This window comes from Huintestinicola butyrica (assembly GCF_025567215.1).
GTDB lineage: Bacteria > Bacillota > Clostridia > Oscillospirales > Ruminococcaceae > Huintestinicola > Huintestinicola butyrica.
This window is the reverse complement of record NZ_JAOQKB010000007.1, coordinates 13,035-26,966: the sequence shown is the minus strand read 5'-3', so window position 1 is coordinate 26,966 and position 13,932 is coordinate 13,035. Positions and strand designations below refer to the sequence as shown.

Annotated in this window: 13 protein-coding genes and 1 riboswitch; of the genes, 1 reads left to right on the top strand and 12 read right to left on the bottom strand. The window is 49.0% G+C overall.

What is annotated here, in order from left to right; all coding sequences use genetic code 11:
* From pstA to OCV68_RS08640, 12 genes are all read right to left on the bottom strand, one after another.
* On the bottom strand, positions 1-891 hold the full coding sequence (pstA, locus tag OCV68_RS08695) for a phosphate ABC transporter permease PstA (RefSeq protein WP_262572071.1): 891 nt from the start codon (positions 889-891) through the stop codon (positions 1-3).
* 11 nt (positions 892-902) lie between these two features.
* On the bottom strand, positions 903-1,778 hold the full coding sequence (gene pstC, locus OCV68_RS08690) for a phosphate ABC transporter permease subunit PstC (RefSeq protein WP_449555766.1): 876 nt from the start codon (positions 1,776-1,778) through the stop codon (positions 903-905).
* 35 nt (positions 1,779-1,813) lie between these two features.
* Positions 1,814-2,755, bottom strand: a complete 942-nt coding sequence (locus tag OCV68_RS08685) for a substrate-binding domain-containing protein (protein ID WP_262572069.1) — start codon at positions 2,753-2,755, stop codon at positions 1,814-1,816.
* Positions 2,756-2,969: 214 nt separating this feature from the next.
* A complete protein-coding gene (locus tag OCV68_RS08680; protein WP_262572067.1) occupies positions 2,970-3,590 on the bottom strand; it encodes a GDSL-type esterase/lipase family protein in 621 nt (206 codons plus the stop codon).
* Positions 3,591-3,878: 288 nt separating this feature from the next.
* Entirely contained in the window at positions 3,879-4,787 is a 909-nt protein-coding gene (locus OCV68_RS08675) for a hypothetical protein (protein WP_262572065.1), read from the bottom strand.
* A 174-nt stretch (positions 4,788-4,961) separates the two neighbouring features.
* Complete coding sequence (locus OCV68_RS08670) at positions 4,962-6,167, bottom strand: cation:proton antiporter (protein ID WP_262572064.1); 1,206 nt, start codon at positions 6,165-6,167, stop codon at positions 4,962-4,964.
* 42 nt (positions 6,168-6,209) lie between these two features.
* A riboswitch (Fluoride riboswitch) is annotated at positions 6,210-6,280 on the bottom strand.
* Positions 6,281-6,328: 48 nt separating this feature from the next.
* Entirely contained in the window at positions 6,329-6,751 is a 423-nt protein-coding gene (sufU, locus tag OCV68_RS08665; protein WP_022474378.1) for a Fe-S cluster assembly sulfur transfer protein SufU, read from the bottom strand.
* The gene (locus tag OCV68_RS08660) at positions 6,729-7,961 is read right to left on the bottom strand and encodes an aminotransferase class V-fold PLP-dependent enzyme (RefSeq protein ID WP_178086069.1); all 1,233 of its coding nucleotides are present in this window, start codon (positions 7,959-7,961) and stop codon (positions 6,729-6,731) included. The genes sufU and OCV68_RS08660 overlap by 23 nt, the downstream gene beginning before the upstream one ends.
* A gap of 3 nt (positions 7,962-7,964) precedes the next feature.
* Positions 7,965-8,870, bottom strand: a complete 906-nt coding sequence (locus OCV68_RS08655; RefSeq protein ID WP_262572063.1) for a SufB/SufD family protein — start codon at positions 8,868-8,870, stop codon at positions 7,965-7,967.
* 15 nt (positions 8,871-8,885) lie between these two features.
* A complete protein-coding gene (sufB, locus tag OCV68_RS08650; protein WP_022474375.1) occupies positions 8,886-10,292 on the bottom strand; it encodes a Fe-S cluster assembly protein SufB in 1,407 nt (468 codons plus the stop codon).
* Positions 10,293-10,316: 24 nt separating this feature from the next.
* On the bottom strand, positions 10,317-11,069 hold the full coding sequence (gene sufC / locus OCV68_RS08645) for a Fe-S cluster assembly ATPase SufC (RefSeq protein ID WP_262572062.1): 753 nt from the start codon (positions 11,067-11,069) through the stop codon (positions 10,317-10,319).
* Between the two features lie 18 nt (positions 11,070-11,087).
* Entirely contained in the window at positions 11,088-11,540 is a 453-nt protein-coding gene (locus OCV68_RS08640; RefSeq protein WP_262572061.1) for an RrF2 family transcriptional regulator, read from the bottom strand.
* A 480-nt stretch (positions 11,541-12,020) separates the two neighbouring features.
* Between OCV68_RS08640 and OCV68_RS08635 the strand changes: the two genes are divergently transcribed.
* A complete protein-coding gene (locus tag OCV68_RS08635) occupies positions 12,021-13,904 on the top strand; it encodes an ATP-binding protein (RefSeq protein WP_262572060.1) in 1,884 nt (627 codons plus the stop codon).
* Positions 13,905-13,932: the final 28 nt, after the last annotated feature.

The following is a 13,932-nucleotide window of genomic DNA, read 5'->3' as shown; positions in this document are numbered from 1 at the left end:
TCATGCTCCCTGACGGGCGGCAAATCTTCGTGCGATCATCTCTGCAATGGTGTTAAGGAGAAGAACTGTAACCAGCAGGATAACAGCCGTTGCGGAAGCCTCACCCATGTGAAGTCCCTCTCTTGAAAGGGAGTACATATGAATGGACATGGTTCTTGCGGAGTCGAAAACGGATTCGGGTATCTTTGCCACAGTACCTGCAGTGTAGATAAGGGCAGCTGTTTCACCCACGATACGGCCTATGGAAAGGATTATTCCCGAAAGGATACCGCTTGCAGCGGAGGGGAGAACTATTACGAACACAGTTCTCAGCTTGCCTGCTCCAAGACCGAAGCTTCCCTCACGGTAGCTGTCATCAACGGCGAGGAGAGCCTCCTCGGTGGAGCGGATCATGGTGGGAAGCACCATTATAGCCAGCGTAAATGATCCTGCCAGAATGGAATATCCCCACTTGATAGCTGTTACGAAGAAGAGCATTCCGAAAAGTCCATAGATGATAGAGGGAATGCCCGAAAGCGTCTCGGTGGCAAGTCTGATGATCTTTACCAGCTTGTTGCCTCTCTTTGCATATTCGCAGAGGTATATTGCACAGAACACGCCCAGAGGCACTGCGATAAGCAGCGTGATGCCTACCATCTCAACGGTGGTGATGATAGAGGGCAGCATTGATACGTTTTCCGTGGTATAGTTCAGAGCGAAAAGGCTGGGTTTAAGGTAAGGTATTCCCTTTACGCACACATATCCTACCAGCGCAATGAACAGGAATATCGTAACTGCGCAGGCAAGTGTTACAAGTATCATCATTATCAGCGAAAAGGGGTGGGTCTTGTATGTTCTCAGCTTTTCCCTGAGCTTTGTCTTAAAAAGTTCGGCTTTTTCTGCCTTTGTCATAATGAGCCTCCTCAGTTCTTCTGCTTATTGAGCAGTGAGAAGCAGATATTGAGAATGAGTATGAATACGAACAGCACAACGCCTGTTCCGATAAGTGCGTCATAGTGAAGATCTGCTGCATAGCCCATTTCGGTAACGATGTTTGCTGTAAGGGTCCTTACGCCCTTGAGTATTCCCTTGGGCATTCTTGCCTGGTTGCCCGCAACCATGATAACTGCCATGGTCTCGCCGATAGCACGTCCTATGCCGAGAATAACCGAGGACATTATGCCCGATCTTGCGGCAGGGAAAATAACCGTTGCAACGGCTCTTTCGTGAGTTGCTCCCAGAGCAAGCGCACCCTCATAATAGCTGGAGGGCACTGCGTTCATGCTGCTCTCGGAAAGTCCCACAACGGTGGGAAGTATCATTATACCCAGCAGCACGGAGGCTGTGAGAATGCTGTTTCCGTCTTCGCCGATATGCTGTCTTACCAGAGGAACGATAACGATCATTCCGAAGAAGCCGTAAACGATGGAGGGAATGCCTGCCAGCAGGTTAATCATGGGCTTGAACACGCCGTACAGCTTCTTTGGGCAGAAGTGTGACATGAATATTGCTGTGAGAAGTCCTATGGGCACGCCCACCAGAACCGCTCCTGCGGTGATGTAGATACTGCCCAGTATCATGGGGAGTATGCCATAGCTTGCAGGCGTGTCGTTGGGCTTCCACTTTTCGCCCAGCAGGAAGTCAAAAACGCCTATTTTTGAAATAGCGGGAACGCCGTTTACGAAAATAAACAGGCAGATAAGTACAACTGCAAGTATGGAAACACACGCCGCAAGTAAAAATACGACGTGCATTACAATTTCAAGTATTTTATGTGATGATCTTGTTTTAGTTTCCATGCTCTTCTCTGCGGCAGTTGTCATTGCCGCCTCACTCACTGAACGTCTCCCCAGGAAGTGATCTCGCCTGTGAAGATACCCTTGATCTGATCCATAGTAATGTTATCAAGGCCGTTCCGGTTGTTTACGATGATTGCGATACCGTCCATTGCGATAGCGGTAGGAGTAAGACCTGCTTCAAGCTCGCTGTCCTTAAGGTCACGGGAAGCCATTCCGATATCGCAGGTGCCCTCGATAGCTGCCTTCATACCGGAGGTGGAGTCGGACTGCTGAACTTCGATAGTAACATCGGGGTTAAGTGCCTTGTATGCTTCTGCAAGCTTTTCCATAACAGGTGTTACGGAGGAGGAGCCTGCTACAACGATCTTTCCGGAAGCGCCGCTTGCGGTGTAGCTCTGGGTATCGTCGGAAGGAATGTACTTGTTTTCCTCAATTACCTTCTGACCCTCGGTGCTCATGATGAAGTCGATGAAATCCTGGGACTGTGCGCTGAGACCTTCCTTGACTGCAATGTTGAAAGGTCTTGCTACGGAGTAGGTGCCTGCCTTGATGTTTTCAACGGAAGCCTCTGTGCCGTCAACGCTGAGAGCCTTTACGGTGTTGTTAAGGGAGCCGAGGGAGATGTATCCGATAGCGGACTCATTGCCTGCTACCTGTGTCATAACAACATCGGTGCTGTTTGCGATGATAGCGTCTTCTGTGGTGCGGTCAGCCTTGTTGCCGTCAGCGTCCTTTTCCTCAACGCCTGTAAGCTCAACGAAAGCGCCTCTTGTGCCGGAGCCGTCCTCACGGGAAACAACGGTGATGTCTGTAGTGAGCTTTGCTGCAGCAGCTGTTTCTGCATTTGCTGCGGAATCGGCAGCAGCAGAGGTTGTTGCAGCAGAACCGCTGTCAGTGCTTCCGCAGGCAGTTGCAGATACAGCCATGGTCATAGCCGCTGCAATATATGCGATCTTTTTTACAATAGAAGTTTTCATAATTTTCTTTCCTTTCAGGCAGCTCTTGCTGCCTCTGTTATTTGTCCTTTCAGGTACAGTTATTATGATACTACCCTATTGTAAAATCCAAAACCACAGAAAAGTGAAAACAGGGTGATTTGTATTTCACTTTGATTTTACAAATATAAACAAGTCTGAACAGAAATAAAAAAATACCTGTCACCGCAATGATAACAGGTATTTTGGTATGATGTTATTCCTTTACATATTTCATTATGTCGTCGTAAATGGCTCTGTAGCCCTCTTCCTTGATGTGCATTCCCTCGATGGTGTATTCCGCTTTCAGCCTGCCCCGGTCATCTTTCAGGTTGCGGCTGATGTCGATATAGCGCTGACCGTGCCTCTCGGCAAGCTTCTTCACCTCGGCATTGGCAGCAGCTATCTTCTCATTGGTGCGTATTTTCAGGCACTCTTTCATTTCGGGAGCGGCAGCCTCGTAATTTACGGGATAATATGCCATGAGGTATATCTTCACATTTGGGACTTTTTCTATCTCGTCAAGTATCTTGCTGTAGTTGTCAATGACCTGACTTATGGGGATAGATGACCGGCTAAGGTCATTTGTGCCGATATTGATGAACACCTTTGAGGGCATAAGGTCAACAGCACACACATCTATCACTTTGAGCAGCTCGTCAGTGATAAATCCGCCAACGGCTCTGTTGTAGATAACCGTGCTGTCGTGATGCTCCTCCAGCAGCTGGTTTATGGGGAACATCTCCATAAGCGAAGAGCCTGTGAAAACTACCTGTCCTTTAAGGGCGGTCTTGTTAAGTTCTCTGTAGCGTTCTACTTTCATTTCCTTGTCTGTCATAATAATTCTCCTTGGTCTATATTATTAGAACCCGTCTTCACAAGCATATGCGCACGTCTTTTCGGCAAATTTTGTCGCAGACTGCGTTAAAAATCCTCGCCGGGCGAAAGCCCGCCTGCAGATTTTTGCCTACTCTGCAACAAAATTATGCTCGAAAATCCGCACACATTTCTTATGAAGACAGGTTCTTATACTTACAACTTAACACTAAACATCTTAACAAATCAGAATTATACCACGTCCGCAGGGAATTTGCAGCCAAAACAGCTTACCCGTTTGTGAACAGTATCAGAACAGATCAAGCATACTGTCAAGATAGATCTTTTCTCTCACCCGCAGCTGATACTCGGGCTTTGTCATATAATAAAGCAGAAATTCCAGTATCAGTGCACTGCCCAGTCCCCTGCCCTCTATCTTGAAGTTGGAAAAGTCCATTGGCAGATAGATGTTCAGGATATCGTCCGTGCCGATAAATGCAGGGTTTTCCATTGCCTTTGAAAACAGATATCCATCGGCGGAATTCGGAGCGGTGCAGATGTGGTCGGGGCAGCTTTCCCCAAGGTTCTTGCGGCACACGTTCTCGTAGCAGACTTTTCTGTCCCTGCAGCCGATATAGCAGCACTCGTTGCACAGAAATTCCGTCTTGCCCTTCTGTTCCCGTGTCATGGCACTTAGCCTGTCAAACGCCTTGTTTAAGCGAAAATCGGGCACAACATACATAAAATCATCACGCTTGGTCTCATCTTCAAACTGTGAAAAATCCGTCAGCACCTTTGTGGTGGAGGATACAAAATAAAAGCTCGGGTAATGCTTTTTAAGATATTCCATCAGCATATCCGAGCAGATGATAACTCCGCTTGCAGGCTCGCTTTCGGAAAACAACTCGCACAGAGCGTTGCATTTTCTGTCCGCAAGATGCTCTTCCCTAAGAAGCGAATTGCTGAACGTGAGCCGTGGGGAGATATGATATTCCCTCATCAGCGCCAGCACATCACGGGGGTCATGGTCGCCGAACCCCACACGTCCGCCGCCCCAGATACAGTCCGAGGGAGCGCCGTACATGGAGCCGATGTCGCACCAATCATAGAAATACTCCCTATGCTCACGATACAGCGGCAAAAATGCGCTGTACAGCTCATAAAACTCAAACAGCCCCGGAAGGTGGTAATGTGCTGTGTTTTTTTGTGGGATATTCATATTTATTCACCTCGAATGTGTTGGTTTTGAAATTTGCTGTTCATACAAACTAATGTTGTCAAGCCGCAAATATGTCTCTGCGAGACGGCAGCGGCGACACGCCGCCAAGTAAGCATTTTCCGCAAAACATATCCGTATTTCCGATTATACCACACCGCCGCACATTTTTCAAGCTCAGCCGTTTTCATCATGGGTCAGCAGTTTTTTATATGCAGAGTCAATGCCGATAGCACCGAGCGGGGCGGTTATGAGTATGGCAAGCACCGCAACGGAAAGCACTATCTTGCCGCAGGGAAGCCCCATTGCCAGCGGAACGGAGCCTATAGCCGCCTGAACGGTCGCCTTGGGCAGATATGCGATGATGCAGAAAAGCCGCTCCTTAAAGCTGAGGGACGTTTTTACCAGGCAAAGCGAAACGCCTATGCCACGGAAGATGAGCGCCGCAAATATCATCGCCACCGCTGCAATGCCCGCTTCAAGGGTGTAGCGGATATCCACAGCTGCGCCTACCAGCACAAAGAGTATGACCTCCGCCGCAAGCCACAGCTTTCCGAACTTCTCCGAAAGCCTTGCCGTCACCTGCGGAACGCAGCGTATCCTTATAACGCACGCCATGCTTACCACAGCCAGCAGTCCCGAAACGGAAACTATGCCCTTGAGCCATGTCTCCACCGCCATCAGCAGGAATGACACGCCCAGAACTATTATCACCTTGACGCTGTTTCTTACGCAGTGCCTGTGGGCATATGATGTCTCAAAAAATACGCTCAGCACAAAGCCTGCGGCAGCTCCCAGAGCTATGCCCATAACTATTGATACGGGGATATTCACAAAGCCCATGACATTTGCATGGCCGCCCTGTGCCATTCCCGAAAATGTGGAAAAAAGCACTATTACAAAGATATCATCGCAGGAAGCTCCTGCAAGAATAAGCTGAGGTATGCTTTTTTTCGTGCCGTATTTTTCGTCCATGAGCCGCACCATTCTGGGCACCACTACCGCAGGCGATACCGCAGCCAGCACCGCTCCCATGACTGCCGCCTCGATGCGTGTTACCCCCAGCAGAGAGGGCGCCAGCAGGAAAAACGCCAGTATCTCGCAGCTTGCGGGAACACATGACATCATTATCGCAGGTCTGCCCACCTTTTTCAGGTCGGACAGATCAAGCGACAGCCCCGCTTTGAGCAGGATAATGATAAGCGCCATCTGCCGCAGGTCCGAGGATACCGAAAGTATCGACGGGTCAAGCAGGTCAAGCACATACGGCCCCAGCACAATTCCCGTTATAAGCATACCGATTATCCCGGGCAGCTTCAGCCGCTTGCACACAGCCGCCATAAGCAGCCCCGCAAGGAAAATAAAAGCCAGTGATGTTAACATATTACTCCTCCTTAAAAACAAAAAAGCCGACAGCTTCTGCGTAATATCGCAGAAGTCATCAGCTAATAAGCGGTTTTGGTTTCCCAAGGGAGCACTTCATTCCCTTTGTTAAGTTGTATCTTGATTATACACCCGTTTTTCGGATTTGTCAAGGGAAAATTTTATCCGTTAAGCGCCTCGGAAAGAGTTCTCCAGCCAAGCATAGCGCACTTTACTCTTGCGGGCATATGGGAAATGTCCCTGAGAGCGGAGGCTTCTTCAAGGCTTTCTATCTCCTCTTCCGTTGCCTCGCCCCTTATCATTCTCATGAAGATGTCGCTCTTTTTGAGGGCATCTTCCTTCTTACATCCTATTACCATTCCAAGCATGATATCAGCAGATGCCTGAGAAATGGCGCAGCCGTCGCCCACAAATGCGCCGTCGGTGATGATGTCGCCGTCGGTTTTCAGCTTAAGCTGTATCTCATCGCCGCAGCTGGGGTTTACTCCGTCAAGCACAATGTCCGCATCCGGAATGTCATGCTTGAAGTCGGGGTGCATATTGTGTTCGGTCAGTATCTCATTATAAAAGCTTCTGTTTTCCATATCCCATACGCTCCCTGACAGTCGAAAGACTGTTTATAAATTTATCTGCATCATCAAAGGTGTTGTAGAATGCAAAGCTTGCACGGACTGTTGAACGGCAGCCAAGGAAGCTGAGCAGCGGCTGTGCGCAGTGATGTCCCGCACGCACCGCAACGCCGTCGGCAGCCATTATCTCGCTTACGTCGTGAGGGTGAACATCGTCCACGGTAAAGGTGATTATCTCGCTGTGATCCTCCGCCCTGTCCGAGCCGATGATATTTATGCCCTCCATCTGCTGCATCTTCTTGAAGGTGTAAGCGGTAACGCTGCTTTCAAGCTCATGTATCTTATCAAATCCAATGCTGTTTATATACCCAATGGCAGCTTTAAGTCCTGCCGCACCAGCTGCGTTTACGGTTCCCGCCTCGAACTTGTGGGGAAGCTCCGCATAGACCGCAGATGTTCTTGTAACGGATTCTATCATCTCGCCGCCTGTAAGGAACGGAGGCATTTTATCCAGCAGCTCTTTTTTGCCGTAAAGCACGCCTATTCCCATAGGGGCATAAAGCTTGTGACCCGAGAATGCAAAGAAATCTGCTCCCAGCTCCCTTACGTTAACGGGGATATGGGGAGTGCTCTGTGCGCCGTCCACCAGCATTACAGCTCCCTTGCGGTGAGCGATCTCAGCCACCTGACGAATGGGATTTTCTCTGCCCAGCACGTTTGAAAGCTGGGTCATGGCAACTATTTTGGTCTTATCGGTAATGATATCCTCCACCTTGTTAAGGTCAACGCTGCCGTCCTTTTCGCACTCGATGAATTTCAGCACCGCACCTGTCTGACGGCAGACCATCTGCCAGGGAAGCAGATTGCTGTGATGCTCCATTATGGAAACAACCACCTCGTCCCCCGCATGAACTGCGGAAAGACCGTAGCTGTACGCCACAAGATTTATGCTCTCTGTGGTGTTGCGGGTGAAGATCATCTCCTGAGAGGACTGTGCGCCGATAAAATCACGCACAGCATCCCTTGCGCTTTCGTATGCCTCGGTAGCCGCCACGCTGAGGTCATAAATGCCTCTCAGCGGATTGGCGTTGTGCTTTTCGTAAAACTCACGCTCAGCGTCAAGAACGCACCCGGGGCGCTGAGTTGTGGCAGCGTTGTCAATATATATGGTGGGGTCCTGCATAAGCAGGGGAAAATCCGCCTTGTAATCCTTCACTGTTATCATTTTTTATTCCTCATCGGTATCTATTATTCCAAGGGCATTCTGTGCCTGCTCCGCAAATCCCTTATCGTCCGACAGACGGATAAGGCGCTTGAGAGCGGCATATGCCATTATGCGCTCAGCCTCTTCCCTGCCTATTCCACGGCTCTCGAAATAGAAGAGCGTGTCATCGTCCAGCTCGCCGATAGTTGCGCCGTGAGAGCCTTCAACGTTCTCCTCCGAGCAGAGGATAAGGGGAACGGTCTTGTTTACCACATCGTCGCCCAGCATGATGACTGTCTCGTTCTCGCTGCCCTTTGAATCGGAAGAGCCTGTCTTGAAGTCGATAGTTCCTCTGAACACCTTTTTTGCGCTGTCCATAAGCGCACCTGCGGCATTTATCCCGCTGTGAGTGTCCTTGCCCCAGTGGTTTACGGCGATATTATAATCAATAGTCTGGGAATTTTTGCCCAGATATGCGACTTCAACATTTATGGAGCTGCTGTCGCCCTCCAGCTCGGTGCGGTTATCCGAATAAATGTTGCCGTCGCCTGTCATAATGGTCATTATCTGAAATTTGCCGCCCTTGGAGCAGTTTGCAAATGTCTCATGGCGGAGCTTTTCTGTGGGATTTAAAAGCTGTACGAGCTTTACGGAAGCATTCTTTCCGATATCAAAGCTCAGCTTCACGGCGCTGTTGCTTCTGTGCAGCTCATATACCGTAATGCTGCTGTTCTCCTCTGCGGTAAAGGAGACCTCCTTGTCGCCCGCTTCCGAAAAATCCAGCCTGAAAGGCTCGGGAGCTTCGCCGCTTTTTACTGTGATGCTCTGCTTTGCGGGAGCGGTCTCTTCCCACTCCACCTCAGCATAATTTACGCCCAGCCTGTTCCATGTGTTCACAGGCAGCTTGTTTATCTGTATCTTTTCTGACATATCAAACACCCTTTATCAGCCGATGCTGCCTTTCATTTCAAGACGGATAAGATTGTTCATCTCTACCGCATATTCCAGCGGCAGCTCCTTGGAAACATTGTCCGCAAAACCGCTTACGATAAGCGCACGGGCATCTTCCTCGGTCATTCCTCGGCTCATAAGATAGAATATCGCATCTCCGCTTATGCTGCCGATCTTTGCCTCGTGTCCCACAGCAGCGTCCTTTGTGCGGATATCCATTGCGGGGATAGTATCCGAGCGTGACTCGGAATCCAGCATCAGCGACTGGCAGGATACGGAGGACTTTGCCTTTTTGGCGCTCTTTTCCACCACAACGCTGCTGCGGAATGTGCTTATGCCGCCGCTCTTGCTGATGGAACGTGTATTCATAAAGGAGCTTGTGTTCTTTCCGATGTGTACTACCTTTGCGCCTGTGTCAAGGTTCTGACCTGCGCCTGCAAAGGTAACGCCTGTGAACTCCATTTTGGAGTTATCGCCCTTGAGAATGCTCATGGGATAAAGGCAGCCCACATGAGAACCGAATGAGCCTGATACCCATTCAATAGTGCCGCCCTCTTCAACAAGTGCACGCTTGGTATTAAGATTGTACATATTCTTTGACCAGTTCTCGATAGTGGAGTAGCGGAGCTTTGCGCCCTTTTTAACAAACAGCTCAACGCAGCCTGCGTGGAGGTTTGCCACATTGTACTTGGGTGCGGAGCAGCCCTCGATGAAGTGGAGGCTTGCGCCCTCGTCAACGATTATAAGGGTATGCTCGAACTGACCTGCGCCCTTTGCATTCAGTCTGAAATAGGACTGGAGGGGGATAGAAAGCTGAACGCCCTTGGGCACATACACAAATGAGCCGCCCGACCACACAGCACCGTGGAGAGCTGCAAACTTGTGGTCACGGGGAGTTACCAGCTTCATGAAATATTTCTTCACCATATCGGCATATTCGCCCTTCATGGCGCTTTCGATATCCATATAAACAACGCCCTCGGCAGCGACCTCCGCCCTTACGTTGTGATAAACAAGCTCGGAGTCATACTGAGCGCCCACGCCTGCAAGGGACTTTCTTTCCGCCTGAGGTATTCCCAGACGGTCAAAGGTGTCCTTGATATCCTTGGGCACGTTTTCCCAGTTGTTCTGCATCTTTGTGTTGGGACGGACGTATGTGGCAATGTTGTCAATGTCCAGACCTTCAAGTGAGGGCCCCCAGTCGGGAACGGGAGTTTCGTTGTATATCTGCAAGGACTGTAATCTGAACTGCTGCATCCAGACAGGGTCGTTCTTTTCCTTGGAGAGCTTTTCGATTATTTCGGGAGTAAGGCCGCTCTGCATACGGTATGCGTCGTTTTCCTCGTCCCGTATATCATATATGCTGCGGTCAATATCCGCAACCTGACTTTTTTCTTTCATGTGAGGTCATTCCTTTCCGTGGGATCAAACGCCAGCAAAGCCGTTGCTGTTTATCTCTTCAACCAGCTCTGCACCGCCGCTGCGGACAATAACGCCTTTTTCCATAACATGGGTCTCATCAACGGTAAGTGCTTCAAGTATCCTTGTGCTGTGGGTGATGATGAGCAGTGAGCCGTGAACTCTCTCACGGAATATCCTTACGCCGTTGGAAACTGTACGTACAGCGTCAACGTCAAGGCCTGAGTCGGTCTCGTCAAGGATAGCAAGCTGAGGTTCAAGCATAAGCATCTGGAGAATTTCAGCCTTTTTCTTTTCGCCGCCCGAGAAGCCGACGTTAAGGTCACGCTCGGCATAGGACTCGTCCATATTAAGGAGTTTCATTGTCTCAGCAAGCTTCTTCTTGAAGTCCCACAGGCGGATACGGCTGCCTGTTTTCTGCTCAAGAGCGCTGCGGATAAAGGAGCTGAGTGTAACTCCGGGAACTTCCAGAGGATTCTGGAAAGAAAGGAAAATGCCCTTCTTTGCTCTTTCGTTAACGGGCATATCCGTGATGTTCCCGCCGTTGAAGATTATCTCGCCCTGAGTAACGTCGTAAGCGGGATTTCCCGTTATGGCATATCCGAGAGTGGATTTGCCCGTACCGTTGGGGCCCATGAGAACGTGGGTCTCGTCATGATCTATTTCAAGGTCAACGCCGTGGAGTATCTCCTTTTCGCCGATATTTGCATCGCCTACGCTTACGTGGAGATCATGTATTTCAAGCAGTTTCTTTTTCATAAGTCTGTTTCCTTTCAATTATTGGTTATCGGTATGAAAATCACCGCAGCAGCAGTGAGTTTTTTCCTTGTCGTCCAGCAGGTCTTTCAGTGTGTAGCTGTCAACATAAGCGTTGATCTGCTCTGCAAGCCCGTTCCAGAACGGAAATGTGTAGCATGTACAGTTTCCCGTACACTTTTTGCCGTCCTTTGCAAGGCAGGCAACGGGGATAAGGTCGCCCTCGACGGCTTTGAGTATCTCCCCCACGGTGTATTCCGATGGAGAACGCACGAGCCTGTAGCCCCCCACCTTGCCGATGGAGCTTTGCACCAGCTCTTTCTTGCAAAGCTCGGTCATAATGCTTTCCAGATACTTTCTGGAAATATCCTGCCGCTGTGCAATATCCTTGAGCCTGATATTTTCATTGCCCTGCTGCTCTGCCATATCAAGCATCACACGCAGCGCATACCGCCCCTTAGACGATATCATCATAGGCACCGCTCCTTTCACAGCAAAGTTTATCATATCTTACCGATAGACATTATATAGCCGCAATAAACCGCATACCGAGTGCGTTTTATCATAACAAGGCTGTAAATTCATACCTTTTCAATAAGTATTATACCACAAATTCCTACAAAGTCAATAGGAGTTTATAATAAGTCGTTGTATCAAAGCTGAAAATTTTATGAACAGGGCAGAATAATACTGAACACCAATAAAACTATAGACAAAAATCATCACATGATCCATATACGCAAGATCATGCTCGATTTTTTGTATAGTTTTTAATTGGTGCTTAGTATAAAAGCATTTTCAATTACAGATATTTATTTCAGTCAGAAATTTTTTATCTCACAGCCGGACAGGAATATTGACACCCGAGCGTTTATGTTATATAATTAACTATATATGTTTGCAACGGTTTAAAGCAAAAAAAGCATAATACTAATTATAAACGAGGTGCCGGAATTGACCGCAGAAGAATTCATCGCCAATAATCTTGCCCCTATAATGGGTCTGCTTTTCCTGCTGATGACTATAGTAAAAAATGATACCATGGATCTGCCCGACAGGAAGCTGTTTTTGCATATCTGGATATTTGAGCTGCTGGAGCTTACAGCATATAACCTTGAGCTTGTTACCGCATCATACGACCACCCCACCAATATGCGGATATTTCTTTCCGCCCTGGGCTATTCACTGCGGCCGCTGATACCGTACATACTTATCAAGCTGATAAATCGTGTGGAAGACAAGAAAATATACGAGGTGCTGCTGATATTGCCGTGGGTACTGGCTGTGATACTGTCGTTCTCCGCATTCTTTACGAATATCGCCTACAGCTATGATGCACAGAACGTGTTCCACAGAGGTCCGCTGGGCTACTTCTGCCAGGTGATAACCGTATTGTATATGTTCATACTGATGATACGTGCTATCCGCTCCCATATCTTTGACAAAAGGATAGAATCAAAGGTAATGCTGCTGGTGATGGCATATATCACTGTTGCCATGGTGCTGGAAGCAGCTTTCGGCATAAGGAGCATAGGCAGGACTTCCATGGTGTATAGCACCGTTTTCTTCATGTTCGCCCTGCAGACAAACAAGCTGAGGAAGATGATACCCGCCGTCAGCGAGAACGAAGCGCTGAAAAACGCTCTTGCCGATGTTGAGCGTGCAAAGCAGGAGGCAGAAAGAGCAAACGCCGCAAAATCACGTTTTCTTTCAAGAATGTCCCATGATATCAGAACACCCCTTAACGGAATAATCGGTATCCTTGAAATAAACAGCAAGTGCCATGATGAACAGATCGAGCAGGAAAACCGTGATAAGGCAATGGTAGCCGCAAATCACCTGCTGAGCCTTATAAACGACGTTCTGGAAATGAGCAAGCTGGAGGACGAGAACACCAAGCTTGAACACACGGCTTTTGATCTTAAGGCTCTCACCGAGGACGTGCTTGTCATCACGGGAATGCGTGCCGCCGAAGAGGGCATCACCCTTGTTCACAGCGACTGCTCCTCTCAGTTCCAATATCCGTATGTTTACGGCAGTCCTCTTCACGTCCGCCAGATTTTCCTGAACATTTTCAGCAATGCCATAAAGTACAACAAGCCCTCCGGTCAGATATCCTGCAAGGTCATGCTTGAAGGCAATGACGATAAGACCGTTCATTACAGGTGCATCATCGCCGACACGGGCATAGGAATGAGCAAGGATTACCTTGAACACATTTTCGAGCCGTTCTCCCAGGAAGAAAGCGACACCCGCACAAGCTACCGTGGAACAGGTCTGGGCATGGCAATAGTCAAGACCCTTATCGACAAAATGGGCGGAACTATCGACATACAGAGCGAGCCTGATGTGGGAACGACCTTCACCGTGTCCCTCCCCTTTGAGATAGCAAGCGTGGAAGATGTACACACCCTTACCGATGACGAGACCAAGGCGGATATCTCGGGAATGAAGCTGCTTATCGTTGAGGATAACGAGCTTAACCTTGAAATAGCAAAATATCTCCTTGAAGACGCAGGCGCAGTTACCGACACTGTCGCTGACGGCGAGCAGGCTGTGAAGAAGTTCACCCAATCGCCCGAGGGCACATATGACGCTATCCTTATGGATATAATGATGCCCGTTATGGACGGATATGCCGCCACAAAGGCGATAAGAGAGTATGACAGACCCGACGCCAAAACTATCCCCATAATCGCCATGACCGCCAACGCCTTTGCGGAGGACGTTCTGAAGTGCAAAAGCGCAGGCATGAACGACCATCTGGCAAAGCCACTGGTGCTTGACACTGTTATGAAAACACTTGCAAAGTACAAAGCCCCCGCTAAAGCGCAATAATTAGTATAACATATCGGCTGCTGCAGTT